At 68.5% G+C, this 26,246-nt stretch carries 30 protein-coding genes and 1 pseudogene; 10 read left to right on the forward strand and 21 right to left on the reverse strand.

Annotated elements, in window-relative coordinates; translation table 11 throughout:
* Window positions 1-69 precede the first annotated feature (69 nt).
* The 3 genes from ACWEKR_RS11915 to ACWEKR_RS11925 all read left to right on the forward strand — a co-directional run bounded on the left by ACWEKR_RS11915 (window position 70) and on the right by ACWEKR_RS11925 (window position 1,651).
* Window positions 70-714, forward strand: a complete 645-nt coding sequence (locus ACWEKR_RS11915) for a TetR/AcrR family transcriptional regulator (RefSeq protein ID WP_452354485.1) — start codon at window positions 70-72, stop codon at window positions 712-714.
* Between the two features lie 73 nt (window positions 715-787).
* Complete coding sequence (locus ACWEKR_RS11920) at window positions 788-1,195, forward strand: VOC family protein (RefSeq protein WP_452354486.1); 408 nt, start codon at window positions 788-790, stop codon at window positions 1,193-1,195.
* 45 nt (window positions 1,196-1,240) lie between these two features.
* Complete coding sequence (locus tag ACWEKR_RS11925; RefSeq protein ID WP_452354487.1) at window positions 1,241-1,651, forward strand: hypothetical protein; 411 nt, start codon at window positions 1,241-1,243, stop codon at window positions 1,649-1,651.
* Window positions 1,652-1,776: 125 nt separating this feature from the next.
* Here ACWEKR_RS11925 and ACWEKR_RS11930 read toward each other — a convergent pair whose 3' ends face one another.
* On the reverse strand, window positions 1,777-2,592 hold the full coding sequence (locus ACWEKR_RS11930; protein WP_159841291.1) for an inositol monophosphatase family protein: 816 nt from the start codon (window positions 2,590-2,592) through the stop codon (window positions 1,777-1,779).
* Window positions 2,589-3,440, reverse strand: a complete 852-nt coding sequence (locus ACWEKR_RS11935) for a DUF5919 domain-containing protein (RefSeq protein WP_159841293.1) — start codon at window positions 3,438-3,440, stop codon at window positions 2,589-2,591. The genes ACWEKR_RS11930 and ACWEKR_RS11935 overlap by 4 nt, the downstream gene beginning before the upstream one ends.
* Before the next feature lie 129 nt (window positions 3,441-3,569).
* Here ACWEKR_RS11935 and ACWEKR_RS11940 point away from each other — a divergent pair, with 129 nt between their 5' ends.
* Window positions 3,570-3,860 carry a hypothetical protein gene (locus tag ACWEKR_RS11940; RefSeq protein WP_159841295.1) on the forward strand — a complete coding sequence of 97 codons (291 nt, stop codon included), beginning with the start codon at window positions 3,570-3,572 and terminating at the stop codon, window positions 3,858-3,860.
* A gap of 223 nt (window positions 3,861-4,083) precedes the next feature.
* Here ACWEKR_RS11940 and ACWEKR_RS11945 read toward each other — a convergent pair whose 3' ends face one another.
* The 4 genes and pseudogenes from ACWEKR_RS11945 to ACWEKR_RS11960 form a co-directional block, all read right to left on the reverse strand.
* Entirely contained in the window at window positions 4,084-4,878 is a 795-nt protein-coding gene (locus ACWEKR_RS11945) for a thioesterase family protein (RefSeq protein ID WP_452354488.1), read from the reverse strand.
* A 138-nt stretch (window positions 4,879-5,016) separates the two neighbouring features.
* Window positions 5,017-5,223 (reverse strand): annotated as a pseudogene (locus ACWEKR_RS11950) (beta-ketoacyl-ACP synthase); the annotation flags it as partial.
* 166 nt (window positions 5,224-5,389) lie between these two features.
* Window positions 5,390-5,800, reverse strand: coding sequence for a hypothetical protein (locus ACWEKR_RS11955; RefSeq protein WP_452354489.1), 411 nt, complete (start codon window positions 5,798-5,800; stop codon window positions 5,390-5,392).
* A gap of 325 nt (window positions 5,801-6,125) precedes the next feature.
* Window positions 6,126-6,587 (reverse strand): SgcJ/EcaC family oxidoreductase, encoded by a 462-nt coding sequence (locus ACWEKR_RS11960; protein WP_452354490.1) that lies wholly within the window; start codon window positions 6,585-6,587, stop codon window positions 6,126-6,128.
* 91 nt (window positions 6,588-6,678) lie between these two features.
* Between ACWEKR_RS11960 and ACWEKR_RS11965 the strand changes: the two genes are divergently transcribed.
* The gene (locus ACWEKR_RS11965; protein ID WP_452354491.1) at window positions 6,679-7,140 is read left to right on the forward strand and encodes a MarR family winged helix-turn-helix transcriptional regulator; all 462 of its coding nucleotides are present in this window, start codon (window positions 6,679-6,681) and stop codon (window positions 7,138-7,140) included.
* A 42-nt stretch (window positions 7,141-7,182) separates the two neighbouring features.
* Here ACWEKR_RS11965 and thiC read toward each other — a convergent pair whose 3' ends face one another.
* From thiC to ACWEKR_RS12005, 8 genes are all read right to left on the reverse strand, one after another.
* Window positions 7,183-8,823 carry a phosphomethylpyrimidine synthase ThiC gene (thiC, locus tag ACWEKR_RS11970; RefSeq protein ID WP_452354492.1) on the reverse strand — a complete coding sequence of 547 codons (1,641 nt, stop codon included), beginning with the start codon at window positions 8,821-8,823 and terminating at the stop codon, window positions 7,183-7,185.
* Between the two features lie 329 nt (window positions 8,824-9,152).
* Window positions 9,153-9,599, reverse strand: a complete 447-nt coding sequence (locus ACWEKR_RS11975) for a hypothetical protein (protein ID WP_452354493.1) — start codon at window positions 9,597-9,599, stop codon at window positions 9,153-9,155.
* Between the two features lie 398 nt (window positions 9,600-9,997).
* Window positions 9,998-11,176 (reverse strand): fumarylacetoacetase, encoded by a 1,179-nt coding sequence (fahA, locus tag ACWEKR_RS11980; RefSeq protein ID WP_452354494.1) that lies wholly within the window; start codon window positions 11,174-11,176, stop codon window positions 9,998-10,000.
* Window positions 11,173-12,369 carry a homogentisate 1,2-dioxygenase domain-containing protein gene (locus ACWEKR_RS11985; protein ID WP_452354495.1) on the reverse strand — a complete coding sequence of 399 codons (1,197 nt, stop codon included), beginning with the start codon at window positions 12,367-12,369 and terminating at the stop codon, window positions 11,173-11,175. The genes fahA and ACWEKR_RS11985 overlap by 4 nt, the downstream gene beginning before the upstream one ends.
* A 65-nt stretch (window positions 12,370-12,434) precedes the next feature.
* Window positions 12,435-12,989, reverse strand: coding sequence for a TetR/AcrR family transcriptional regulator (locus ACWEKR_RS11990; RefSeq protein ID WP_195084508.1), 555 nt, complete (start codon window positions 12,987-12,989; stop codon window positions 12,435-12,437).
* Window positions 12,990-13,126: 137 nt separating this feature from the next.
* Window positions 13,127-13,957: an exodeoxyribonuclease III gene (locus ACWEKR_RS11995; protein WP_195084265.1), complete on the reverse strand. Its 831-nt coding sequence runs from the start codon at window positions 13,955-13,957 to the stop codon at window positions 13,127-13,129.
* 34 nt (window positions 13,958-13,991) lie between these two features.
* Window positions 13,992-14,999: an N-acetylglutamate synthase, CG3035 family gene (locus ACWEKR_RS12000; protein ID WP_452354496.1), complete on the reverse strand. Its 1,008-nt coding sequence runs from the start codon at window positions 14,997-14,999 to the stop codon at window positions 13,992-13,994.
* Window positions 14,989-15,579: a peptide deformylase gene (locus ACWEKR_RS12005; protein ID WP_452354497.1), complete on the reverse strand. Its 591-nt coding sequence runs from the start codon at window positions 15,577-15,579 to the stop codon at window positions 14,989-14,991. The genes ACWEKR_RS12000 and ACWEKR_RS12005 overlap by 11 nt, the downstream gene beginning before the upstream one ends.
* A gap of 171 nt (window positions 15,580-15,750) precedes the next feature.
* Here ACWEKR_RS12005 and ACWEKR_RS12010 point away from each other — a divergent pair, with 171 nt between their 5' ends.
* On the forward strand, window positions 15,751-16,104 hold the full coding sequence (locus tag ACWEKR_RS12010) for a DUF3263 domain-containing protein (RefSeq protein WP_195084262.1): 354 nt from the start codon (window positions 15,751-15,753) through the stop codon (window positions 16,102-16,104).
* A gap of 53 nt (window positions 16,105-16,157) precedes the next feature.
* Here the strand turns inward: ACWEKR_RS12010 and ACWEKR_RS12015 are convergent, their stop codons facing one another.
* The gene (locus ACWEKR_RS12015; protein WP_452354498.1) at window positions 16,158-16,463 is read right to left on the reverse strand and encodes a hypothetical protein; all 306 of its coding nucleotides are present in this window, start codon (window positions 16,461-16,463) and stop codon (window positions 16,158-16,160) included.
* Between ACWEKR_RS12015 and ACWEKR_RS12020 the strand changes: the two genes are divergently transcribed.
* From ACWEKR_RS12020 to ACWEKR_RS12035, 4 genes are all read left to right on the forward strand, one after another.
* Window positions 16,456-16,713, forward strand: coding sequence for a LytR C-terminal domain-containing protein (locus tag ACWEKR_RS12020; protein WP_452354499.1), 258 nt, complete (start codon window positions 16,456-16,458; stop codon window positions 16,711-16,713). The genes ACWEKR_RS12015 and ACWEKR_RS12020 overlap by 8 nt on opposite strands.
* 160 nt (window positions 16,714-16,873) lie before the next feature.
* Window positions 16,874-17,557 carry a superoxide dismutase[Cu-Zn] gene (sodC, locus tag ACWEKR_RS12025; protein WP_452354500.1) on the forward strand — a complete coding sequence of 228 codons (684 nt, stop codon included), beginning with the start codon at window positions 16,874-16,876 and terminating at the stop codon, window positions 17,555-17,557.
* A 12-nt stretch (window positions 17,558-17,569) separates the two neighbouring features.
* Window positions 17,570-18,715 carry a glutamate--cysteine ligase gene (locus ACWEKR_RS12030; RefSeq protein ID WP_452354501.1) on the forward strand — a complete coding sequence of 382 codons (1,146 nt, stop codon included), beginning with the start codon at window positions 17,570-17,572 and terminating at the stop codon, window positions 18,713-18,715.
* 75 nt (window positions 18,716-18,790) lie between these two features.
* Window positions 18,791-20,149 (forward strand): DUF5933 domain-containing protein, encoded by a 1,359-nt coding sequence (locus ACWEKR_RS12035; RefSeq protein ID WP_452354502.1) that lies wholly within the window; start codon window positions 18,791-18,793, stop codon window positions 20,147-20,149.
* Window positions 20,150-20,168: 19 nt separating this feature from the next.
* On the opposite strand, the gene mnhG is transcribed toward ACWEKR_RS12035, so the two are convergent.
* From mnhG to ACWEKR_RS12065, 6 genes are read right to left on the reverse strand one after another with little or no spacing between them, the layout of a single operon-like run.
* Window positions 20,169-20,504, reverse strand: a complete 336-nt coding sequence (gene mnhG, locus ACWEKR_RS12040) for a monovalent cation/H(+) antiporter subunit G (protein ID WP_452354503.1) — start codon at window positions 20,502-20,504, stop codon at window positions 20,169-20,171.
* Entirely contained in the window at window positions 20,501-20,761 is a 261-nt protein-coding gene (locus tag ACWEKR_RS12045; RefSeq protein WP_452354504.1) for a monovalent cation/H+ antiporter complex subunit F, read from the reverse strand. The genes mnhG and ACWEKR_RS12045 overlap by 4 nt, the downstream gene beginning before the upstream one ends.
* Window positions 20,758-21,333 (reverse strand): Na+/H+ antiporter subunit E, encoded by a 576-nt coding sequence (locus ACWEKR_RS12050; protein WP_452354505.1) that lies wholly within the window; start codon window positions 21,331-21,333, stop codon window positions 20,758-20,760. Before ACWEKR_RS12050 ends, ACWEKR_RS12045 begins: the two co-directional genes overlap by 4 nt.
* Entirely contained in the window at window positions 21,330-22,922 is a 1,593-nt protein-coding gene (locus ACWEKR_RS12055; protein ID WP_452354506.1) for a Na+/H+ antiporter subunit D, read from the reverse strand. The genes ACWEKR_RS12050 and ACWEKR_RS12055 overlap by 4 nt, the downstream gene beginning before the upstream one ends.
* Window positions 22,919-23,296: a Na(+)/H(+) antiporter subunit C gene (locus ACWEKR_RS12060; protein WP_452354507.1), complete on the reverse strand. Its 378-nt coding sequence runs from the start codon at window positions 23,294-23,296 to the stop codon at window positions 22,919-22,921. Before ACWEKR_RS12060 ends, ACWEKR_RS12055 begins: the two co-directional genes overlap by 4 nt.
* A complete protein-coding gene (locus ACWEKR_RS12065) occupies window positions 23,293-26,196 on the reverse strand; it encodes a Na+/H+ antiporter subunit A (RefSeq protein ID WP_452354508.1) in 2,904 nt (967 codons plus the stop codon). Before ACWEKR_RS12065 ends, ACWEKR_RS12060 begins: the two co-directional genes overlap by 4 nt.
* Between the last annotated feature and the right edge of the window lie 50 nt (window positions 26,197-26,246).

The following is a 26,246-nucleotide window of genomic DNA, read 5'->3' on the forward strand; positions in this document are numbered from 1 at the left end:
AACGGAATGCTCTGTTCTGTTTGAACAGTAACAGAACGGATCATTCCGTTCAAGTGCTATCCTCGGAGCATGCCGAAGACATCCGATGCCCCAGCTCAGAAGGGCCTGCCCGGCCGCAAGGCGCAGGCCGCCCGCAACGACGGCTTGATCCTGGAGGCGGCCCGCGCGGTGTTCCTCGCCGACGCCACGGCCCCGATCTCCGCCGTCGCCGAACGCGCCGGCGTCGGGATCAGCGCGCTCTACCGGCGTTATCCGAGCAAGGAAGTGCTGCTACGAACGCTCTGCCACGACGGTCTGCGCCGGTACAACGCGGAAGCCGAAGCCGCGCTGGAGGACCCGGATGGCTGGCGCGCCCTGGTCGGCTTCCTGGAGCGTGTGGTCGACGCCGACGTGCACTCGCTCACCGTGCATCTCGCCGGCACCTTCACCCCTGACGAATCGATGCTGCCCGACGTCACCCGCTCCGGCGAAGCGACCGAGGAGATCGTGCGCCGCGCGCACGCCTCCGGCAAGCTGCGCCCGGAGGTCACACCGCAGGACCTCGGCCTGATCTTGGAATCCTGCGCGGCCATCACGCTGCCCAGCCAGGAGCGCACCGCCCAGCTGCGCCGCCGGGTACTCGCCATGCTGCTGGCCGGAATGAGTGCGGACGGTGAACTCCCGGGACCTCCGCCCGCGCCGGACGAGTTCGCCTGGCGCTGGGTGCGGCGCTAGCGCGCCGATGAATTTCCCCGCCGTAACCGGTCCGCACTGGTACGAATACCGCAGACCGCCGAAAGGAAGTGCCGTGAACTGGACGCTCGAGGTCGTGATCGTGCCCGTGTCGGATATCGACCGCGCGAAGCGGTTCTACGCAGAGAAGCTGGGCTTCGCCGTAGACCACGACACCAAGATCGACGACAACGTCCGCATCGTGCAACTCACCCCGCCGGGCTCCGGATGCTCGATCGTGATCGGCAAGGGCGCGATACCCGACATGACCCCCGGCTCCCAGCAGGGCCTGCAACTCGTGGTCAACGATCTGCGTAAGGCCCATGAGGAACTGACCTCCCGTGGCGTCGAGGTCACCGAAATCCAGGTCCTCGGCGAAAACCGCACCCCCATGCCCGACCCCCTGGACAACGTCGGTTTCTTCTTCTTCGCCGACCCCGACGGCAACGGCTGGGGCGTCCAGCAGATCTCGACCCGCCCTTGAGGCCCTGGGCTGATGTCACCGCGACCCGAGGATTCGCCGGCATGGGTGCAGGGGATCGCTCAGGCGTTGGAAAACTATCTGCGGGAAGCAGCTGCGATGCCATCCTCAACGGCCGGTGCGGTTGAGGAAGCCTCCGCGGCGGGCTGGTATGCACCACCACCAGGCAGCCCCACCGGCGGGCGCACGCCGTGGATCCACTTGGCCGATGTGTCTGTCACGTGCATGGGAACAGCGGTAGTGATCGCGTTCCGGTGGAAGCCGGACGAGCCGACTACCGCACCGACCTACCTGCTACCCATGACAACGATGGAGGCGGATCCCACAACCGGATCCGATGCCCTCATCACCCGGCTCGACATCTTCCTCGACTCCGACCGTTGGCGTGAACGGCACACCTACCCCATTGGTAACGGGATCGCGGTCGCAATCATGCCCTCTCGCGCAGCCGGTATCTGATCAGGCCAGGGACGCGTGGGTAGGCACTGGGCTGTCCTGATATCAGCCGATATCCAGGGCAGCTCTCAAAGGCGAGTCGCAGGTGCTTTGAACTACGGGTCGCAACCAGTGGTTCGAATCCCGGCCTAGGTCGCCCTGGGGCAGCGGATGGATTCGTTGACCAAGCTCATCAGTTGGTCGGCGATGGAGGGGCAGGCGGCGATTGTGTCGGAAGAGTCGAGGCTGTGCCGGCGGGAGGCTGAGTCGAGGACGACAGCGCCCGCCTCGCGGGCGATGAGCACACCGGCAGCTGTATCCCACGGCTTGTTGGAAAGCATGACGCAGGCGTCGGTTCGACCCTCGGCAACCCACGCGAGATCGAGGGCGGCGGATCCGAACATTCGTACCCGCTCGACGGTTGCAGCCAGCGCGGCGGTGAGAGCGATGCGGCGCTCGTTCTTCAGCTCCGCCTCTTGCCCGACCGCATAGTCGCCTATGGAAACAATTGCCTGACCGAGCGTTTGGGTGTCACTGGTTCGGATCGGGATGTCATTTCTCCACGCGCCGCGCTCAGCAGCGGCGTAGTACTCCAGGCCCAGGAACGGTGCGCCGATGACCCCGATCACCGGTTCGTCATTATGCACCAGAGCCAGCGATACGGCGCAGAGCGGCAACCCGTGAATGAAGTTGGACGTTCCGTCGATCGGATCCAGAACCCACATGTACCGCGCGTTTTGATCGAGCGAACCGTCATCGAGTTCCTCACCGAGAAAGCCGCACTCGGGTGTCGCATCGGCCAGATACCGTCTGATGTCGTCTTGGATTCGCTGGTCCAGGCCGGTCACGTAGTCTCGATCGCCCTTGGTGCGGATCGTCCCTCGATCGGCGGTGTGGAGAAGTTCAGCACCCTGCTCAACAGCCGAACGGGCGATTTCCAGTAACTTATCCCGACTCGGTGTCATAACGGCGACACCTCCCGGGCGCTGGACCACATCGTCTCGAAGACTTCGGAGAAGGTGTCGAATACCCCCGCTCGCTCCGACTTGCGGGCGACCAGCGTTGGCGATTCGACTCCACGGGCTCTCGGCAGATATGGCTGAATGACGCATACCGTGGAATCGACCAGGGTGATATTGAAGCGCACGGTCTCATCGTAGGTGCGGATCTGGATGATGTTCTTCCGCTGTTCGGCGTATTTCTTCTGCGCTCGAACCAAGCACTTCATATTGAGTTCGGTAAGGCTCGACAGCACGCCGGGTGCGTGACCCTCCTCGGTCTCCCGTGTCCGGATGTGGGTGCCGCTCGGGTCGAGGAAAAGGCACCGAAGAGTAGTGCCTGATTCGAGCAGCTTCACGAGATCGGTATCCGAGTACTGCTGGCACAGTAGATTCAACGACAGGCCCGCCATATCGATCCGCCGAGCACCTTCGAAAAGCTTCCGTGGTGGTACCGCCTGCAAAAAGTCGGTTCTGTTCGCGAAGACCGCCTCGACATCGGCCATCGTCTTATCGAAAGGCCCCCTCGGGGTCCGGATTTCATGTGTCGATCGGATATGGCTGGGATCCGCGCAGTACTCGAACAGCTCGTCGGCCGACCGGCCAGGGAACATGGCTTCCAGGATCCGGCGGTGGTGAGGGTACGGCAGGCCGGTGAGCTCTCCGGAGAGCCACCGGTAGAACTGCGCCTTCTTGGGTCCGGCACCGACAAGTTCGGGCTCGTATTCGCCGGCAATTCGGTCGTATTCGCGGTTGAAGGCGGAAACGGTTTGGAGATGGCGTTGTTGCAGTAGAGCTTTCAGTACGGTCCCCACGGATACACCACCTGTCGGGCGTTGACAAAGGGGAGATGAGACACAGAAGATACCGAGCTGGCTCAGCTGATCAAGGTGATGCATCGGTGGCGGCGCGAACAGACTCGTGTGCTACCGACACTTCACCGCATGGTTCAGATCGTCACCGCAGGAGTCGTTGCCGTCGCGCTGGCGCTGCTGGCCGTCGCCACCTTTTATGTGCTTCCGTATCTACTCGATCGAGAAGATGCACTACCGGAATGGGCAGTACCGGTTACCGACATCCTCGATCGTATCGACATCGAGCACGCGCATGCGACCATGCAGAGCCACGTCCGTTGCAGCATCGATTCCTGCCCGGACAAGGCATATGCGTACTGGACATTGGTTGATGCCGGGCACATCGTCCCCGACGAACGTGCACAGCGGAGGGGGCGATGACTCAGCCGGTCAGCGCGGATATTGTTCGAATCCGTCACCGTGTCTGCAGCGAACAGCCAGGTGAAGTCTCTCTCGATGTCGCGAGGATCATCCTGACGCAGTATGCCGGGCATGGTGGCGACTGTCTGCAGTTCCTCGGTGCGCTGAAACGAGCTTCGAGGGTGTGCGGATGACACCCGTCCGTGAGCGCGTCGGCGACGAACGCCGAGTGGGTCTGCCTCGGTTATCGGGTGCCGAGGAAGAGGGTTTGCGTGCTGCGGCCCAAGGGGCCCTTTTCGTCGTAGAGCGCCGATTCGGCCATACCTATGCCATGGGGTTGGGGGTAGGTGACGGCGTCGAGGCAGACCCATTCGCCCGCGGGCTGGCGATGCAGGGTGACGGTCAGGTCGGTGTTGATGAACAGGAACTTCGACCAGTCGAGGATCGCGCTGACGCCGTTTCCGGAATCCGCGGCCGCGAGGGTGCGCTCCAGCGGGCTGGGTTCGGTGCCCGCGACGATCGGGTGCTTGATCCGGATCCAGCAGATCGCCGGGCCGGGTTCGGCGAAGGACCCGCTGACGAAGCGGTAATCGATGGCGGTGTGGAAGCCGATCGGCTGGGTCGACGGGAACGGCTCGGGCGCCGCCGCCTGTTCCGGGCCGGGGCGGGCGCCGGTCGGCAGGAAGCGTTCCGGCAGCGGCAATTCCGGTTCGGACAGCTTGAACCGCCACGCGTTCGCCCGCATCACCGGCCCGCGCTCGGTGGACAGCGTCGCCTCGATGAGTTCGACGCTGCGCCCGGGACGGACGACGCGCGCCGCCGCCGTCAGCGGCGCCAACGGCACCGGGCCGAGAATCTCTACCGCCACCCGGCCGACCTGGAACCCCGGACGCGGCTCGCACCGCTCGATCACGTGCCCGAGCAGCGCCGAGGGCGGACCCGCGTGCTGCGCGTCCGGTGACCAGGGGCCGCGGGTCAACTCGGTGGAAAGAAAGCGGCCCGGCTGGTCGAGGTCGGGGAGATAGAAGGCGTCACTCACGACTGTTCTCCGCCCACGCTCGTGCGCGACCGCACGCGGTGTCCTCGGTTCTCTCGCTCGCTCACGTCGATGTCCGTCCCTCGGGCCAAGTGGTCGGTTGTCTCCCGACGTTAGCTCGACCGGTGCGGGCCTCCGCCGTCAGACCCGGCCGAACGCCGGCGCGACGTTGTGCCCGCCGAAGCCGAACGAATTGTTCAGCGCGAAGTCGATGCGCTGAGTACGCGGCGCGCCCGCGACGATGCCGAGGTCGACCGAGGAATCGGGGTTGTCGAGATTCAGGGTGGGCGCGACGACCTGATCCCGCAGGGTGAGCATGGTGACCAGCGATTCCAGCGCGCCGACCGCGCGCCCGGTGAACGTGCAGTGCTCCGGTCGACCAGTTCGCGGACAGCTGGGTGGATGCGTAGCCGGGTGACGGCGAGACGGTGGCCGAGCGAGGCGAGGTCGAGCTGCCGGTTTGCCGCCACGGTTGCGAAGGCACCGGATTCGGATGAGTGAACCACGGCGGTTCTCATAGTCGCCCGACACTCGAGCGACTCTGCTCGACAGCGCGCTCATCCCGCAGGCACGCGACTCCGACGCCGAGTGCGACCAGTCCCACGACGTCGAACGCGGCGACGCGCATCAATCCCGGGCCGACCGGACCTGCGGCGATCACCAGGACGAGAAAGCCGCCGAAGCTGATCGCATTGGCGTACACCGCGATCGGACGCAACGCCGGACGAAGGATCGCCAGCAGCAAACCGATACCGACGACCGCGAACAGTACGGCCCGATGCCGCAGCACCACCTCGAGATCGCGGTCTGCCGCAGCTATGCCGTAGGCCGCGTACATTCCCTGTGGTGCGACCGCGCCGATCGCAGGCGCGGTATTGAGCAGCCCCGCGGCGGCCAACAAGGCCCGCCCCACATGTCGTCGCATGATTCTCCTCGGATCGATGTCCTGCGATCATCACGCTCGGCGTAACCCAGCGCTTCCGAAAACCCGCTACCGCGGACGGAGACCGCCCATCGCGGGAGTCCCCTTCGCACTGCGCGATGGGGGTCGGCAGGTACCGTCGCAAGTGGTGGCCATCGGCGGAGGAGTAGCGCGCGGCACGGCGCGATCGTCATCGCAGGTCCTGCCGATCGGCCGCAGTGGGCCCCGGGCTGCGTACTGCTCACGTGCGTGACCTGGAAGGTATGTTGATCGAACTCCAGTCCTACTGAGCGGTGCGGTCGCGGGACGGCGCCGACGGGCTGCGTGGTCAGCGCGCGAGCGTCGACGGCGCTTGTCGCGCATCGAATCTCGCGGCCAGCGTCTCCATCAGCCAGTGATGTTTGGTGTTCTGGAAGGCGGCGATCTGCCACCGGCTGTCCGCACGCACGGCGACGGTGGTCTGCACCTTGGTGTTGCGCCGCGTGCGTCGCTGCTTGCCTTTGAGCACCGCGCCTCTGCCGTGGATCACCGCCACATCGGGAGTGAGGAAACGGAGTTGGGTGATCTCGCCGTCCAGATGGGTGCCCTTCAAATACTTCTCGAACAGCGGCACATGCGCGGCGGCGATGGCTGCCCGGCCTTTGAAGCGGGTGCCCAGCCAGGTGACATAGTCGGCGTCCGTGGTGAACACGGCGGCGAACGCTTCGGCGTCGCCTTTCGTCCACGCTGCGGCCTGGCGATCGAACAGGTCACGGATGGCGTCCTCGTCGGTGCGCTGGTCTACGGACATGGCAACTCCCCGTAAGATGAACTGATCAGTAACTGATCCTGTAAATAGTTGATCGAGTAAGATACTTACCGAGTAAGGCGAGGTTGTCAATATGCCGAACCGTGCGGAGTTGGACGTCGCGCTGACCATCGCCGCCCAGCGCAGCGCCACCGACGCCGTGATGATGCATCAGGCGGTGGCCGATCGACTCGGCTTGCACGTGACCGACCTGCGCTGCCTGAACCTGTTGCGCCTCGGTGGCCCCGCTACGGCGGGCGAGCTGGCCACGCAGACGGGCCTGACCACCGGCGCCATCACCCGCATGATCGACCGGCTACTGAAGGCCGGGTATGTCCACCGCGCGCACGACGAGCAGGACCGGCGGCGCGTCATCATCAGCGTGGTCCAGGAGAAGATCGATGAGATCGCCCCGCACTACGAGATCCTGGCCAGGGAATTCGGCGCGGCCATGCAGGATTTCACCGCGGAGCAGATGGAACTCGTCCTCTCGGTGTTCGACCGATTGCACGAGACGTCGTTGCGTGTGACCGCGTTGCTGCGGGGCGAGGGATAGCGCGCCGCCGCCCGCCGGATCGCGGCGGGCGGCGGGCGGTCGTTACGAGACGACGGGCAGGTAGACGGCGTTGCCCTTGCTGGCGAACTCGGCGGACTTCTCCGCCATTCCGGCTTCCAGCGCCTCGGCCTCGTTCAACCCTTGACGCTGCGCGTACTCGCGCACGTCCGCCGAGATCCGCATCGAGCAGAACTTGGGGCCGCACATGGAGCAGAAGTGCGCCGTCTTGGCGGGTTCGGCGGGCAGTGTCTCGTCGTGGTACTCGCGCGCGGTGTCCGGATCCAGCGACAACGCGAACTGGTCGCGCCAGCGGAACTCGAAACGGGCCTTCGACAGCGCGTCGTCCCGCTGTTGCGCGTGCGGATGGCCCTTGGCGAGGTCGGCGGCGTGCGCGGCGATCTTGTAGGTGATCACGCCGACTTTCACGTCGTCGCGGTTGGGCAGGCCGAGGTGTTCCTTCGGCGTGACGTAACACAGCATGGCGGTGCCCGCCTGCGCGATGATGGCGGCGCCGATCGCGGAGGTGATGTGGTCGTAGGCGGGCGCGATGTCGGTGGCGAGCGGGCCGAGAGTGTAGAACGGCGCCTCCTCGCACAGCTCCTCCTCGAGCCGCACGTTCTCCACGATCTTGTGCATCGGCACGTGGCCGGGACCTTCGATCATGACCTGCACGCCATGCGATTTGGCGATCTTGGTCAGTTCGCCCAGGGTGCGCAGCTCGGCGAACTGCGCCTCGTCGTTGGCGTCGGCGATGGAGCCGGGCCGCAGGCCGTCACCCAGCGAGAAGGTGACGTCGTAGCGCGCCAGGATCTCGCAGAGTTCCTCGAAGTGCGTGTAGAGGAACGATTCCCGGTGGTGCGCCAGACACCACGCGGCCATGATCGACCCGCCGCGCGAGACGATGCCGGTCACCCGCTTGGCGGTCAGCGGGACATAGCGCAGCAGCACGCCCGCGTGCACGGTCATGTAGTCCACGCCCTGCTCGCACTGCTCGATCACGGTGTCGCGGTAGATCTCCCAGCTGAGCGCGGTGGGATCGCCGTTCACCTTCTCCAGCGCCTGGTAGATCGGCACGGTGCCGACAGGGACGGGGGAGTTGCGCAGAATCCACTCGCGGGTCTCGTGGATGTTCTTGCCGGTGGACAGATCCATGATGGTGTCCGCGCCCCAACGGGTCGCCCACACCATCTTCTCCACCTCTTCGGCGATCGAGGAGGAGACGGCCGAGTTCCCGATGTTCGCGTTGATCTTGACCAGGAACTTCTTGCCGACGATGGTCGGCTCGAGTTCCGGATGCTTGTGGTTGGCCGGGATGACCGCACGGCCTGCGGCCACCTCCTCGCGCACGAATTCCGGCGAGACGCCTTCGCGCGCGGCGATGAACCGCATCTCGGGCGTGACGATGCCTTCGCGGGCCCAGGCGAGCTGGGTGCGCGGGCCCTTGCCCTCCGGTCTGGTCCACGTGTCGCGCAGCTTCGGTAGACCGCCTTCGAGATCGATCGTCGCCGTCTCGTCGGTGTACGGGCCGGAGGTGTCGTAGACGTCGAAATGCTCCCCGTTGGTCAGATTGATCCGGCGCACCGGAATGCGCAGGTCCTCGACCTCGAGATAGTGCTTGACGCTGCCCTCGATGGGGCCGGTGGTGACGCTGTCGACAGGTGCGGAGACGCCGTCGGGTGCCATTCTTTCCTCCCTACGCCGGCATTACCCGGTCAGGTTCATACGGTCGACGGCCCTGACGCCTTCCGGCTAGCCGTCCTCTCAGCCCGCTGGTGCGAGCCCCCGTTGGTTGTGGAATTTTCCCGCCCGACCATACCCGGACGGCCCGACCGCGTGCCCGGCGAATCGCGCGCCTCGAGCGAAGGGCCAGGCAGCGGCGTCAACGCTGGTGCGGGCCGATGGGTTAGCCGAGTGCGCCGAAGGTCGCGTTCAGGTTGAGGTCTCGGGGCGAGCTCGGGCGAAGTCGGCCAGCGGTAGCGCGTTGCCGGGGGCCCACCGGCGACCGCGTCCGGTCAGGGGTCTTCCGCTGTGTCCGGCGTGGCCGAATGGCCAGGTGCGCCATGAGTGCGGCGGGCTTCTTTCATCTCGGCTTCGTAGATGTGGCGGCGTCCGTCGAGCAGTTCGTCGCGCGCGGCCCGCTCGAGGTCGCGGAACAGGTTGTAGTAGCCGTCGTCGTATTCCTCGACGACCTGGAACGTCCAGCGCCCGGCCAGCACATTGCGGCCGATCAACTCCGTGGAGATCCGCTGGGCGATGTGCGCGTGCCCGGCCTCCCGGAACAGCTCCACGGCCTCGTCGAGCGCCAGATCGGCCCCTCCGGTCAGCTGGTGGAAGGCGTACAGGTGGCCGCGTGCGCGTTCGATGGTCTCCAGGGCTTCGGAGAGTTTGCCGGTGGCGGCCACGGTGGCATCGTCGACGCCGTCGGGGCGGCGGTGCGCTACATGCGGGCGATCGGTCATGACCTCGCTCCTTGTCAGGCGGATGGGGCCGTAGCGGCGGCGTACCCGGATGCCGGCGCGCTCAAGCGCCAGCGGGTTTGCCGGTGCGGCGCGGTTATCGTCGTTGCCATGACCCGCACCACCTCCGCCGCGCGGCCTGCCGCGAGCCCGGCGCGGCGCCGGATCCGTGGACTCGAGCCCGAACAGCGCGGCCACCCTGCGCCGTAGCCTGCTCTTGGTCGCCGTGACCGAGCTGTTCGCCGAGTTGGCAGCAGGGGACGTCTGCTCAGCCGGGGCGCGGTGTCGAAACAGGGAGGCCAAGGGGTGAGCTGCCCGCAGACGGGTGCGTCGGCAGCTGATCGAGGACGAGCCGGAGTCGGCGACCGTGCCGTACCCCCGCGGTGGCGACCGACGGGGTGTCAGACCGAGTGTGCCGGAGCGATGCGACCGGTGACCTCGCCCAATCCGATCCGCGCCGTGCGCGGACCCGGCGCCGAGGCGGTGATCGTCACCTCGTCGCCGTCTTCGAGGAAAGTGGATTGCCGGAGGTTCACCAGGACGGGCTGGGTGCCGCCCCAGGACAACTCGATGAACGAGCCGCGCTGGTCCGGTTCGGGACCGGAGACGGTGCCGGAAGCGTACAGGTCACCGGGTCGCGTGGCGGCGCCGTTCGACGTGAGATGGGCGAGCATCTGCGCTGGTGACCAGTACATCCGGCGGTAGGGCGGATACGCGACCGGCTGTCCGTTCCACGCCACCGTCAACTCGATGTCCAGGCCCCAAGGCTGCGTCGCGCGCAGGTAGGGCAGCGGCGCGGGCGACTGCTCGGGCAGCGGTACCCGCGCGGACTCGAGCGCGGCCAGCGGGGTGATCCACGGCGATATGGAGGTCGCGAACGACTTGCCGAGGAACGGGCCGAGCGGCTGATACTCCCAAGCCTGGATGTCGCGTGCGGACCAATCGTTCACCAACGCGACGCCGAACACCCGATCGGCGAACTCGTCGATGCCGACCGGCACGCCGAGCCGGGAGCCGACGCCGATCACGAAGCCGAGTTCCGCCTCGATGTCCAGCCGCCGCGACGGACCGAAATCCGGCGCGCCGGACTCCGATCGGCGCTGCCCGCACGGCCGCGCCACGTCGGTGCCGGACAGCACCACGGTCCCCGCCCGCCCGTGATAGCCCACCGGCAGGTGACGCCAGTTCGGCAGCAGCGGGTCACCGTCCGGCCGGAACAGGCGGCCGAGGTTCGTCGCGTGATCGATGCTCGCGTAGAAGTCCACGTAGTCGCCGATCCGCACCGGCAGCCGCAGTGCCACTTCGGACAGGACGTGTACCGCGGCGCTGTCCACCTCCCCCTCGACCTCCTCGCGGATTCGGTCGCGCACCGCGCGCCAGCGTGCGGGACCCTGCGCGAGGAAGGCGTTCAGGCTCGGTTGGGCGAACAGCGGATCGTCCAAGAGGGCAGCCACATCGATGACGTGTTCGCCGAGCCGCACGCCGACCCTGGGACTGCCGCCGGTCGGCGCGAACACGCCGTACGGCAGGTTGTCCGGACCGAACAGGGACTCCGGGGATACCTCGACCCGCGTCCTCACTCGGGGCCCCGTCCGGACCAGGTCCACGCGTAGGTGGGGTCTTCGCAGGCCAGCGCACCCTCGCCGAGCTCGAGCGGGCGGAAGGTGTCCACCATGACGGCCAGCTCGTCGAAGTATTCGATGCCGATGCTGCTCTCGTAAGCGCCCGGTTGCGGGCCGTGTGCGTAGCCGCCGGGGTGCACCGACACCGAACCCTGGGCGATCCCGGAGCCCTTGCGCGCCTCGTAGTTCCCGCCGCAATAGAACATCACTTCGTCGGAGTCGACGTTGGAGTGGTAGTACGGCACGGGGATCGACAGCGGGTGATAGTCCACCTTGCGCGGCACGAAATTGCAGACGACGAAGTTGCCGCCCTCGAAGGCCTGATGGACGGGCGGCGGCTGGTGGATGCGACCGGTGATCGGCTCGAAGTCGGCGATATCGAAGGTGAACGGGTACAGGCAGCCATCCCAGCCGACCACGTCGAACGGATGCGTGGCGTAGACCATCCGGGTGCCGACGACCTGTCCGCCGGGCCGGTGCTTGACCAGCACCTCCACGTCGGCGCCGGTCACGATGAGCGGCTCGGTCGGTCCGTGCAGGTCGCGCTCGCAATACGGGGCGTGCTCGAGCAGCTGGCCGAACTTCGACAGGTAGCGCTTCGGTGGCGTGATGTGCCCGGTCGCCTCGATCACATACGCGCGCAGCGCATCCGGACCGGTGGGCCGCCAGCGGTGCGTGGTGGCACGCGGGATGAGGACCTGATCACCCTGACGGGCGGGCAGCGCGCCGAACACGGTTTCCACCACCGCCGCGCCGGACTCCACGTACACCAGCTCGTCACCGATCGCGTTGCGGTACAACGGCGATCCGACCTTGGCGACGACGTAGGAGATGCGCACGTCGGCGTTGCCGAGCAGCAGGCGCCGCCCGGTGACCGGATCGGTCTCGGCCGGGGAATCGCCGGGGAACAGGGCATGCAGCCGCAGATGACGATGGCGCAGGGGATGATTCGGCGTGGTCCGCTGGTCGGGCAGCTCCCAGACAGTCGAATCGACCAGCGCCGGGGGCAGGCCGCGGTGATAGAGCAGCGAGGAATCCCCGGAGAAGCCCTCCTCGCCCATCAGCTCTTCGTAGTAGAGCCGGCCCTGCTCGTCACGATGCTGGGTGTGCCGCTTCGGCGGTACCGCACCCACTCGCCGATAGAACGCCATGACCGTTCCTCCGCCAGCCCGTGGTCGGATAGTTGATCACCATCGTAGTGCGGCGGGAGCGTCTATCAGGCGTTTCGCAGCGCGCGGTAGACCGCGGCCCCGACGAACGCGCCGAGATCCGCCGGTGTCCAGCCGTCCTGGTCGGCGAGCAGCGCGCGCACGGCGCCCTCGCCCGCGGACACCCACTGCTCCACCAGCACGGGCAGCTTGCGCTCGGCGTCCGCGGTGCCCCAGGCGCGCAGCGTCGGACGCAAGAGCCTGGCGCAGTGCTCGACGACGAGCGCGCGACCCCGCCCGAACGACTTCGCCACGGCGGGGTCGGGATTCCCGTAGACCAGCCGCCAGGCGTCGGGCCTGCTCGCGGCCTTCGTCAGCAGTGCGCGGAATCCCTCGACGAACACGGTCTCGTCGGCGTCCACATCCCGCGGCGTCACCACCTCCAGCACGCCGCTGACCAGGTAACCCTCCTCGCGCTGGATCAGCGCTTCGATCAGTTCGACCCGATCGGCGAAGCAGGCGTAGACCACCGGCCTGGTCACCTTCATCCGCTCCGCGATCGCGGCCATGGTGACCGCGGCGATGCCGTGCTCCACGGCGATGGCGAGCGCGGCGTCGAGCACCTGCGGACGGCGGCGCTCCGGGCCGAGATGCTGCGCCCGCTGCCGTTGTCCCGTGTCGCCGTTCACACCGCCCAGCCGCGTGCCGGTCGGCCGGTTCCCACTGCTGCGGCGCGGGAAAGGCGGCTGTGCCGGGCGCGTCATGAGCGCCCGGGTTCGTCGGCGAATTCGGCGATCACCGGAGCGTGGTCGCTGGCGCCCTTGCCTTTTCGGGCCTCACGATCGACCATCGCGTCCGTCGCGGTCGCGGCGAGCGCGGGGGAAGCGAGGATGAAATCGATGCGCATCCCCTCTTTACGCGGGAAGCGCAGCTGGGTGTAATCCCAATAGGTGTAAACGCCCGGTCCCGGCGCGAACGGACGCATGACATCCGCGTACCCGGCGTCCACGACGGCTTGGAAGGCCGCGCGTTCCGGTTGCGACGTGTGCGTCTTGTCGGCGAAGTACTCCACGGACCACACATCGTCGTCGGTCGGGGCGATGTTCCAGTCGCCCACCAGCGCGATCTTGGCGTGTGGGTCTTCGGCCAGCCAGCGCGCGCCGTTGTCCCGCAGCGCGGCCAGCCATTCCAGCTTGTAGGCGTAATGCGGATCGCCCAGGGTGCGGCCGTTGGGCACGTACAGGCTCCACACCCGCACGCCACCGCAGGTGGCGCCGATCGCGCGGGACTCGACGACCGGTGTGCTGATCAGCGACTCGCCCGCGTCCTTGTCGAAACCGGGCTGGTCCGGGAAGGCGAACTCGACATCGGCGAGACCGACCCGGGAGACGATCGCGACCCCGTTCCACTGGTTGATCCCCAGATGCGCGACTTCGTAGCCGAGTTCGTCGAAGCGTTCGAACGGGAACTGGTCGTCGCGGCACTTGGTCTCCTGGATGGCCAGCACGTCGACGTCCTGGCGATCGAGCCAGTCCGCGACACGGTCGAGCCGGGAGCGGATCGAGTTGACATTCCAGGTGGCGAGACGCACTGCGGCCTTCCTTCGCGCGGGTGACAGGTCTGTTCTACCGCAGACCGCCGGGCCCGGCGAGGGGTTCGGGCGCGGCGTAGCGGTAGGCGTGGTGATCGACGAAGCCCAGCTCGCGGTACATCGCGACGGCCGCCTCGTTGGCCGCCTCCACCTGGAGATAGGCGTGCGTCGCGCCGCGGTCGTGACCCCAGCGCATCAGTTCGGCGCAGACCAGCGAGCCGAGCCCGTGCCTGCGGTGCGCGGCGGCGACGGCCACGCAGGTGAGGCCGATCCAGCGTCGCCCGTCCGGGGCGGTGGTGAGCGCGCCGCGGCCGATCGCGATGGGTCGTGGCAGGCCGAGCGAGGCGAAGCCCAGTTCGCCGCCGAGGACCGCGGTCAGCACCTCGGGATCCGGCGGGGGAACCGAAATCGCGCGAACGGCGGGATCTTCGCCGCCGTAGCGGTGCATCTCGAGCCAGTCGGCATCCGGCGCGTGCGCGATCCGCACCATCGAAGGGCCCTGCGGCAGGACGAAATTGTCGATATCGATGGCCAGCATCAGCGTCTCCCGCCTGCTGTGCCAGCCGGGCGGCACCGGGGCCAGCCGATCGGGCAGGGCGAGCTGTACGGGCAGGCCGTGCGCGGTGTACCACTCGCCGATCCGGCGCAGCGTCTCCGCGGAGACGGAAGCGGGCCCGTCCGAGCTACCGAGGGGCACAGCCGAATTCGCGCGCCCCGTGTATCCGTGACCCGCGCGTGCCAGCCAGCCGTCGATCCACGCGTGCTCGACGCCCGGCCAGCCGAAGGCCGCCGCGGCCTCCAGCGCGCGGATCTCCTTCGTGCGAATCGGCCTGGGGCCGAGCGCCTTCAGTGCGACCACGCGCTCCGGCGCCACCGAGACGACCGTGCCGTCGGCGCCGCGCACGGTCGGCGGGTCCAAGGAGACGAGCTCGCCGATCACATCGGTCAGCGGTTGGGGATAACCCGCGGGCAGCTGATAGCGCAGCACCACGCGGCGGCCGAGCGGGATATCGGGCAGGCCGGCGGCGGGATCAGTCGTCATGCCCGAACGGATCGGGATCGGTGCCCGGCAGCCAGCTCAGGCCCGGTGTGCCCCAGCCGTTGCGTTTGATCGCCTTCTTGGCGGCCCGCGCGTTGCGGCCGACCAGTACGTCCACGTAGAGGAACCCGTCCAGGTGCCCGACCTCGTGCTGCAGCATGCGTGCGAAGAAGCCCTTGCCCTCCACCTCGATCGGCTCGCCGCGCTCGTCGGTGCCGGTCACCTTCGCCCACTCGGCACGGCCGGTGGGGAACTGCTCGCCGGGAACCGACAGACAGCCCTCCTCGTCGTCGTCCGGGTCGGGCATGGTTTCGGGGATCTCCGAGGTCTCCAGCACCGGGTTGACCACCACCCCGCGGCGGCGGGTGGCGGCGCCGTCCGCGCCCAGGTCGGGGCAGTCGTAGACGAACAGGCGCAGCGGAACGCCGACTTGGTTGGCCGCCAGGCCCACGCCGTGCGCCGCCTCGAGCGTCTCGTACATGTCCGCGATGAGCGGAGCCAAGTCCTCCGGCGATTGCGTGACCCGCTCGGTCGGGTTGTGCAGAACCGGGTCGCCGACGATCACGATCGGGAGGATTGCCATGGGCCAATTATTGCCGTGCGCGCCACGTCACCCTGCCCCGGGTGTCGCGAACTACCGGCAGGTAGGGAACACGCCGCGCCGTGGCCCGGGCGATTCCCGGCGCGCGTGGTTGAATGTTCCGCGACGTACAAGCACCATTTTCGTCTGGTGGTCACTCGGCGAGGGAGCGAGATGGACGGCGCAGCGGCACGGAATCTTTCCGAGAGCCAGGACGGCCTTTCCGCGAGCGAAGATGTCACGACGGGGCACGCCGCGGCCGAGCAGGCCGACGACGCCGGACTGAGCCGTCGCGAACTCGACATCCTGGCCTTCGAGCGACAGTGGTGGAAGTACGCGGGGGCGAAGGAAGAGGCTATCCGCGAGCTGTTCGCCATGTCACCGACCCGGTACTACCAGGTGTTGAACGCGGTGGTCGACCGGCCGGAGGCGCTGGCCGCCGATCCGATGCTGGTGAAGCGGCTGCGCAGGCTGCGCGCGAGCAGGCAGAAGGCGCGTGCGGCGCGCCGGCTGGGATTCCAGGTCTGACCCGGCGATGCGGACCCGGACCCGCTCGGTGCGACTAGGCTCGCGAGGGTGAGCTACCCGAATCCCACCTCCGGTGGGCCACCGTTGCGCGCCCTGGCGATGGTGCTGATCGCGTTGGCCATCGTCTTCGCCGGTCTCGGCGCGATGTCGCTGTCGAATTCCGACGCCGACACCGACGCCTCGGGAACCAGCGATTCGCCGACCTCCAGCGCGACCGCCGCGCCGCAGGTCCCGGCGAGCACCACCACGCCCAAGGCGCCGACCTCGCCCGCGTCCTCGTCCGCGGCCGTGACGCCGACCACCACCGCCGCGCCGACCACCACCGCGGCGGCCCGTTCGGTTCCGGTTCGCGTGCTCAACAACAGTATGGTGGCCGGGCTCGCCGCCAAGACGGCAGGTCAGCTCGCGGCGGACGGGTGGACCATCGCGGAAACGGGCAACTACCCCGGCACGAATATCGCGAAAACGACGGTGTACTACGGCAATTCGGCCGGCGACAAGGAAGCGGCGCAGGCCATCGCGGACGACCTCGGCGCGGCGGTGGCACCGAAATCGGACGCAATCGGGGACACCGGGCCGGGTGTAACGGTGATCGTCACGGGTAACTGACCCGTGTGGCGCTGTTCGCTCGCGCGGACCGGCGAACGTGAGGTGAGGGCACGCCGCCCTGTCGGGGGCGCGGCAGCACGGCGTGGCATCATCTTGTCCGGTAACGAACGTGTCCACCCAGCTTTACTCGTAAACTCGGTACTCGTAAAGGAGTTCCCCGATGGCCCCGTCCACAACTCGACGCCCGTCCTGGCGGACTGTGACCCCGGTGCTCGCGGTCGCGGTGTTCGGCCTCGCCGCCTGCTCGAACAGCCAGGAGTCGAGTGACGTCCAGGGAACCACCCCGCCGGTGTGGACCGGGTCCCCCGCCCCGGCCGGTCAGTCGAGCACCGAGCACGGCACCCCGCACACCGAGGAGGGGGTGAACGTGCAGTTGAAGGACCCGTCGGGCGCGTCGGTCGGCACCGCGAACTTCGCCAAGGACGGCAACCACCTGCAGGTCACCGTCGAGGCGCGCGGGCTGCGTCCCGGCTTCCACGGCCTGCACGTGCACCAGATCGGCAAGTGCGAGCCGAACTCCGTCGCGCCGACCGGCGGCCCGGCGGGCGACTTCCTGTCCGCCGGTGGCCATCTGCAGGTCGGCAGCGCCAACGCGCATCCGGCCAGCGGCGATCTGACCTCGCTGGAGGTGCGCGGCGACGGCGTCGCCAAGCTGGTCACCACCACCGACGCGGTGACGCTGGACGACGTGAAGGGCAAGGCCCTGATCATCCACGCCGACGCCGACAACTTCGGCAACATCCCCAATCGTTATTCCCGCGCCGACGGCGTCGCGGGTCCCGATGAGTCGACCCTAGCGACGGGCGACGCGGGTGGCCGTGTCGCCTGTGGCGTGATCCAGTAGCGCGGGTGGCATATGGCCGGGGCAGGAATCGAGCACGTTCCCTTCGAAGGTTCGCCCCGGCCCACCATCGGGGTCGAATGGGAGATCGCCTTGGTGGACAAGGTGACCCGCGATCTGTCGAATACCGCTGCGGAGGTGTTCGATTCCCTCGGTGAACCGCGCGCCCACGACGGCACACCGCAGGTCACGAAGGAGTTGCTGCGCAACACCGTCGAACTCGTCACCGGTGTGCACGACACCGTCGGGGCGGCGGTGGAGGATTTGACCGGCACCATGAACACGGTGCGGCGCGCGGCCGACCCCTTGGGCGTCGACTTGTTCTGCGCGGGAACCCATCCGTTCGCGCAGTGGTCGGCCCAGCAACTGACCCGGTCGGAGCACTACGACGAGTTGATCGAGCGCACACAGTGGTGGGGCCGCCAGATGATGATCTGGGGTGTGCACGTGCACGTCGGGGTCTCCCACCGCGACAAGGTGTTTCCGATCCTCAACTCCTTGTTGCTGTCGTATCCGCATCTGCTCGCGCTGTCGGCGGGTTCGCCGATGTGGTCGGGATCGGATACCGGCTACGCCAGCAACCGGACGCTGATGTTCCAGCAGTTGCCGACCGCGGGCCTGCCGTTCCAGTTCGAGAACTGGACCCAGTTCGAGCATTTCGTGCACGACGAGGTCAAGACAGGCGTGTTCACGCAGCTGGGCGGCATGCACTGGGACATCCGGCCGGCGCCCAAGTGGGGCACCATCGAGGTGCGGGTCTGCGACGGCATCTCCACGCGCACGGAACTCGCGGCGCTGGCCGCCCTCATCCATTGCCTGATCGTCGACCTCGATCACCGCGTCGAGAACGGCGAGGACCTGCCCACCCTGCCGCCGTGGCATGTGCAGGAGAACAAGTGGCGCGCCGCTCGCTATGGGCTGGACGCGATCATCATCACCGACGCCGACAGCAACGAGCGCTTGGTCACCGACGACCTGGACGATCTGCTGAACCGGTTGGAGCCGACGGCGGCGCGCCTCGGCTGCGCGGACGAACTCGCGCTGGTCGCCGAGATTCCCAAGCGCGGAGCCTCCTACCAGCGGCAGCGCCGCGTCGCCGCGGCGTCGCAGGGCGATCTGGTCGCGGTGGTGGACGCGCTGGTCGAGGAGTTGAAGCAGTAGCGTCCGGCTGGGAGCGGTCGGCTGCTGTTCAGCTGGTCAGGGGGACGGCGTTCACCCCCCGTTTACTATGGTCGGATGCTTGTCGAATACCCGGGTTCCGAAGTAGGAAGTGCGGTATCGCGCCGTCGCGCGCCGCGAACTCGGGTAGCGGTCGTCGCGGCGGTGGCCGCGGTGCCGGTTCTGCTGATCGTGTTGCAGGGCGTCGCCATCTGGCAGGGGTTCGAAGGCCCTCTGGAGAGCTTGGGGCGGGACTACATCGGCACACCCAAATCCATGTCGGTGCCCTGGGCCGGGCTCGTCCTCGCGCTGGTGGGCATCTCGACCCGCCGCAGGCTGGTCGCGGTGGGTGTCGCGGCGGCCATCGATGTGGTGTGGGCGGGCGTCCGCTTAGTGGCGGGTGCGCCGTTCGCGATCGGGAACGGCCCGGTGATCGTGCTGACCGGGCTGGCGCTGGTGGCCTGGCTGCGCTGGTCCGGCGCCGAACGGCGCGACGCGCTGCACGCGGCCGCGCTCGGCGCGCTGCTCATGCTGGCCACCAAGGTCGGCGACGTCTGGCTGCACGTCACCGTGATCGGCAGGCCGACCGTGCTCGACGAGTACGTGATCCTGGCCGACCACGCGCTGGGTGATCCGTCGTGGGTGCTCGGCCGCGCGGTCGACGCGATGGGACCGGTGGTCTACGCGGTGCTGCACTGGGTCTACATCGAGCTGCCCGTGGCGGCGATCGTCGTGGCGGTGTGGCAGCTGCGCCGGGTGGCGTCCTCGGGCCGGTGGCCGTCGCATTATCTGGTGCGGACCTTCCTGGTCCTCGGTTTGGTCGGCCCCGTGGTGTACGTGCTCTTCCCGGTGGTGGGGCCGATGTTCGCGTTCGGGCCCGACGGCAACGGGCTGCAACTGGGCAACTATTGGCCCGGGGTGGTGCCGCCGATCGACCGGAACCCGATGCCGCTGCCGTTCGACGCGCCGGTTCCGCGCAACTGCATGCCCTCGATGCACACCGCCTGGGCGCTGTCGGTGTTCCTGCACACCCGCCGCGACAGCGATGGCGAACCCGCCCCGGGCTGGCTGCGCTGGGGCGGCGCGTTCTGGCTGCTGGCCACCCTCGCCGCCACCCTGGGCTTCGGCTACCACTACGGCGTCGACTTGGTGGCGGGCGCGGTGCTGTGCCTCACCGTCGAATCGGCGTTGCGCGAACCGGAGCGCGGCTGGGGATGGTTCCGGATCCGGTTGGTCGGCTCCGGGGCGGTCGTGCTGGCGGCGTTGCTGCTGTCCTACCGCTACCTCGCGGTGCCGATGGCCGAGTATCCGGTACTCGCGGGCACCGTCGTGCTCGGGTTGCTGGCCGGACTGGCGGCGGCGTTCCACGCGACCTGGTTCGCGGCCGCGCGGCAGCCGCTGCGGGCCGAACGAGAGGCCGAGCCGGCCGCGCGCTGAGTTCGGCACGGGGCTAGAGCTAGTCGACGTCGTCGTCGCGCATCTCGTTGACGCGCAACAGCCCGTCCCGGTGGCGCTGCTCGCGGTAGGCGGTGCGGCCGATGAGATGGGCGATCACCGGGGCGGTGAGCAGGGTGAACAGCCCTACCAGCACCAGCGCCCAGACGTCGCCGTGCCCGCGCAGCTGGATCGCCGCGCCCGCTAGCACCAGGATCAACCCGATGACCTGCGGTTTGGTGGCCGCGTGCATCCGGGTCAGAGTGTCTGGGAAGCGGACGATCCCTAGCGCGGCGGTCAACGCCAGCGCCGAGCCGAGCAGGATCAGGGTGCCCGCGAGCACGTGCCAGAGGTTCATTTGTCGTCCCGCACCCGGAATCTGGACACCGCGGCCGAACCGAGGAACCCGACCAGCGCCAGCGCGACGATCGCGGGCACCACAGTGGTGTCGGCGCTGTAGGCCGCCCACACGGCCAGTCCCGAAGCGGCGATGGCCATCAGCGAGTCGACGGCGACCACCCGGTCCAACGTGCTCGGCCCCATGACGACGCGATAGGTGGTCAGCAGCGCGGCCGCCGTCAGGATGACAGCGGAGAGAACGGCGACGACGGTCACTCTGCCCCCTCCGGGGGTGTGGGCGGCCGGGAGTACGGCCATCCGGTCGGGCGTTCGAAAGCTTCCATCAGCAGGCGTTCCAGCCGCCGGGTGATCCGGAAGAACTTGTCCACGGCCGCGTCGCTGCCCACGTCGAGGACGTGGACGTAGACGACGCAGCGCCTGCGGTCGATCTCCAGCACCATCGTGCCGGGAATCAGGTTGAGCACATCGCTCCACAGCACCAGCACCAGATCCGACCGCGTGCGGGCGTACACCCGCAGCACTCCGGACACCGGTGTGGGAGCCGGTCGGATCGCGAACCAGGCGACCTGGAGACTCGACTCCAGCGCGTAATAGGCGCTCACCAGCACGAGTTCGAGCAGCGGCAGCGGGTTCAGCCGACCCGATACCGGCACGCGCGGCAGCGGCAACGCCACCATGATCAGGGCGGCGACCACGAGCCCGCCGAGCAGGTTGGCGACGCTCAGATCGCCCCACAGGACGAGCCAGACCACGGTGAGCCACACGAGGACGCCGACCCGGACGACCGTCTCGCGTCCGCGGTCGCGCCCGGTCTGCTCGACGCTCATCGCGAACCGCCCAGCACCGCACCGATGTACACGCCGGGGTCGCGCAGGTCGGCCGCGGCCCGGTCGGCGATCGTCAGGATGGGACCGGCCAGCACCGTCAGACACAGCCCGACCGCCACGAGCGCAGCGGTGGACAACACCATCAGCGGCGGCATCCGGCCGGGATCGGTGCGCTCGTCGTAGTGCACGTCGGTCGCGTCCTCGATCAGCGTCGGCGGCTTCGCCGCGGTGAGATGACCCTCCGGCGCGTCCGTACGGGGCCGCCAGAACGCTTTGCTCCATACCCGGGCGACGGTGTAGAGGGTGAGCAGACTGGTGAGCACCGCGCCGCCGACCAGGACCCAGGCCAGCAGGCTGCCGCGTTCGGCGCCCGCCTGCAAGAGCGCGACCTTGCCGATGAACCCGGAGAACGGGGGTATCCCGCCAAGATTCAGCGCGGGGATCAGGAATAGCACCGCCAGCAGCGGACTAGCCGCGGCGAGCCCGCCCAGCCTGCGCAGCGAGGTCGAGCCGGCCTGCCGCTCGATCAGGCCCGCCACCAGGAACAGCGCGGTCTGCACCAGGATGTGGTGCGCCACGTAGAAGACCGCGCCCGCCAGCCCCGACGCGGTGGCCAAGCCGACCCCGAACACCATGTAACCGATGTGGCTGACCAGGGTGAACGACAACAGGCGGCGGATGTCGCTCTGCGCGATGGCGCCGAGGATGCCCACGAGCATGGTCAGCAGGCCGCACGCCAGCAGGATCGAGTCGAAGCCGCCTGCGGGGAACAGCAGCGAGTGGGTGCGGATGATCGCGTACACACCGACTTTGGTGAGCAGGCCCGCGAACACGGCGGTGACCGGGGCCGGGGCGGTCGGATAGGAGTCGGGCAGCCAGTTCGACAGCGGGAAGACGGCGGCTTTGATGCCGAACGCCACCAGCAGCACTCCGAATATCGCCGTGCGGATGCCCTCCGGCACCGCGCCGAACCGCACCGCGAGCTGGGCGAGATTCAGCGTTCCGGTGGCCGCGTAGGTCAGCCCGATGCCGGTGAGGAAGATCAGCGAGGAGACCATCGACACCATCACGTAGGCCACGCCCGCGCGGATGCGCTCGGTGGTCGCGCCCACCGTGAGGAGCACGAACGACGCGGCGAGCAGGATCTCGAAACCCACGAACAGGTTGAACAGGTCACCGGCCAGGAAAGCGGCCGAAACGCCCGCGGTCAGCACCAGGTACGTCGGCCGGTAGATGGAGGTGGGCTGCCGCTCGTCGCCGTCGCGGATGTTCTGGCCCGCGCCGTAGAGGGCGACCGACAGCAGCACGATGGACGAGACGAGCAGCATCGCCGCCGAGAGCCGGTCCACCACCAGCGTGATGCCGATCGGCGCCGCCCAATCGCCGACCTGCAACGCGGTGGTGCCGTCGCGGTCGGCCAGGAACAGCAACAGCCCGCAGATCACCACCACACCGGTGAGCGCCCCGACGATGACCACGCTCTGGATGCGGGGCCTGCGGCCGAAGACGAGCGTGGCCGCGGCGCCCAGCAGCGGAACGAGCACGGGCAGCGGCGCGAGGACCGGCAGCAGGCCGGGGGACAGGCTCACGTCTCCGGGTCCTCTCGGGCCCGCCGCCGGGCGACCTCCGCGTCCTCCTCGTCGTTGGCGACGTCGTCGCTGGTGGTGAGCATGTAGGCGCGGTAGGCCAGCGCCAGCACGAAGGCCGCGATGCCCATGGTGATCACGATGGCGGTGAGTACCATGGCCTGAGCGAGCGGATCGGCCATCTCCTCGGTGGCGGCCGCACCGCGGATGGGCGCCGCGCCGTCGCCGCCGCCCGCGGTGAGGATCAGCAGGTTCACCGCGTTGCCGAACAGGATCAAGCCGAGCAGCATCTTCGACACGGCGCGTTCCAGGATCAGATACACCCCGCACGCGACCAGGACGCCGATCACGATCAGCAGGGTCAGATTCGCGGTCATGCGCGGGAACCGCCTTTCCTCGCCGGGTGCTCGGCGTCGGCCAGTTCGCTGTCCAGCCGCGCGCCGAGGCTGCGCAGCACGTCCAGCACCAGGCCGACCACGATGAGATAGACGCCGAGATCGAACAGCAGCGCGGTGACCACTTTGACGTGGCCGACCACCGGCACCGAAACCTCGATGATCGCCGAGGACAACGGCGGCGCGCCCAGCAGCAACGAGGAGACCGCGGTCCCCGCGGCCAAGGTGAGGCCGGCGCCGAGGACATGACCCGCGTCGACGGGCAGCGCCTCGCCCAATTCGTAGCGGCCGCCCGCGAGATACCGCAGGGTCAGTGCGAGCCCCGCGGTGAGCCCACCCGCGAAACCGCCGCCGGGCGCGTTGTGGCCGGAGAAGAAGAAGTAGACCGACAGCAGCATGATGGTCGGGAACACCAGCCGGGTGGTGATCTGCAAGACCATCGACCGTTCGGCCCGGGCGACCAACCGGCCCGCGGGCAGCCAGCTCACCAGTTCCGGGTCGTAGTCGGGAGAGTCCGCCGCGCGTGGCGCGCTGCCGAAACGCCTGCTGCGGAACACCAAGGACGCGACGCCGGTAGCGGCGACGACGAGCACCGAGATCTCACCGAGGGTGTCCCAGGCCCGTAGGTCGACCAGCAGGACGTTGACGGCGTTCTTCCCGCCGCCGAATTCGTAAGCGGCATCGGGAATCCGGGGCCAGATGGGTTCGGCGGTGCGGGCGGCGACGGCGAAACCGGCCAGGATCGCGACCACCGCTCCGGTCCCCGCGGCCAGCATCGCCCTGCGGAACTTGAACGCGGCCGCGCGGCGCGCCTCGATCCGCGCGGGAAAGGCGCGCAGGACGAGGACGAAGATCACCAGCGTCAGCGTCTCCACCAGGAACTGGGTCAGCGCGAGGTCGGGCGCGCCGTGCAGCGCGAAGATCACGCCGCTGCCGTATCCGGTCACGCCGACGACCAGCACGCTCGCCAATCGGTTGCGCAGCACCGTCGCGGCGAGCGCGGTCACCACCATGATCGCGCCGATGGCCGCTTGCAGCGGCGAATCCCACCACCGCAGCGTCACGCCGGTGCGGGTGCCGACGGCGAGCAGGGCGGTCGGCAGGACGATCAGCGTGACCAGGATCGCGGCCTGGCTCAGCGGCAACGACCCGCGCTGCACGGCGCCGGTCATCCGCAGCGAGAGCGTGTCCATCGCGCGCAGCGTCGCGTCGTAGGCGCGGTCGGCGTTGCCAAGGCGCGGGTGCGCCGATTCGACGAAGCGGGTGCGCAGCCGGTACAGCGCGACACCTGCGACGACGATCAGCAGCGTTGTCGCCAATGCTGGGGTGAATCCGTGCCACAGCGCCAGATGGGTCGGCGCGGGCCCGCCCAACGTTTCGGCATAGGGACGTATCCGTGCGTCCACCCACGACGGCGCGAGACCGGCGACAAGGCTCGCGACGGCGAGGAGCGCCGGTGGCGCCAGGAACAGCGCACCCGGCGGGTGCCAGCGGCAATGGTCCCCGCCTTCCGGCTCGTGCTCGACGGCCACTTCGCTCGGGTGGTGGGCGACCGCGGTGGTGCCGGGGAGGGGTTCCGGCGCGCCGCGCTTGTCCCCGAAGGCGCCCCAGACGAAGCGGATGCTGTAGCCGACGGTCAGCATCGAACCGAGCACCACGCCGGCGAACATCGCACTCCGCGCGGGATCGGTGAGCACGTCCGCGTCGAGCACGGCGCTCAGCGCGCTCTCCTTGCCGACGAAGCCGAGCAGCGGCGGGAGGCCCGCCATGCTGAGCGCGGCGAGGACCGCGGTGGCGCACAGCACGGGAGCCCGGCGGCCGAGACCGGACAACCGGCGTAGATCGCGCGTGCCCGCACCGTGATCGATGATGCCGACCACCAGGAACAGGCACGCCTTGAACAGCGCGTGCGCGACGATCAGCGTCACCCCGGCCAGCGCGGCGCCGGGGGTGCCGATGCCGACCAGCACGATCAAGAACCCCAGCTGACTCACCGTGCCGAAGGCCAGCACCAGCTTCAGGTCCACGACCTGCAGCGCCCGCAGCCCGGCCAGCAGCATCGAGGCGAGGCCGAGGGTGAGCACGAGCGGATGCCACACCGGATTCTGCGCGAACACCGGCGCCAGGCGGGCGACCAGGTACACACCGGCTTTCACCATCGCCGCCGCGTGCAGGTACGCGCTCACCGGCGTCGGCGCGGCCATCGCGCCGGGCAGCCAGAAATGCAAGGGCACCGCGGCGGACTTGGTGAGCGCGCCGACCAGTAACAGCGCCACCGCGACGTCGATCGCGGGCCCGTTCGGCGGATGCGCCCCGGACAGCAGATCCGAGAGCAGATAGCTGCCGCTCGCGGTGCCGAGCACGACGATGCCTGCCAGCATCGCCAATCCGCCCGCCCCGGTCACCAGCAGGGCTTGAATCGCGGCCCTTCGACTGGCCGCCTGCTCGGCGTTGTGCCCGATGAGCAGGAACGACAGCACGGTGGTCGCTTCCCAGAACACATAGAGCAGCACCATGTTGTCGCTGGTGACCAGCCCGAACATGGCCCCGGCGAAGGCGACCAGCTCGGCGGCGAACACCCCGAGCCGTGGCTCGTCGTTCTCGAAATATCTGCCGCAGTAGACCAGAACCAGCGCTCCGATGCCGAGTACGAGCGCGCACAGGACCGCGGCGAGCGTGTCGAAACGCAGGTCGATGTTCAGCCCGATGCTCGGCGCCCAGGTCAGTTGGACGCGCTGTGACTCGGACCAATGCGCGATCACCCATCCCAGACCGCCGAGCGGGACCGTGGCCAGCAGGTAGAAAGCGTTGCGCCCCAGTGCCCGCACACACAGCGGAGCCAGCAAGGCGGCCGCGGCATGGACGAGCAGGATTACGAGCAAACTTCACTCCGTCGAGTAGGGGCGGCGGGGTGTCCGGGACAAGCCTACGG

It is taken from the genome of Nocardia sp. NPDC004573 (assembly GCF_053602135.1).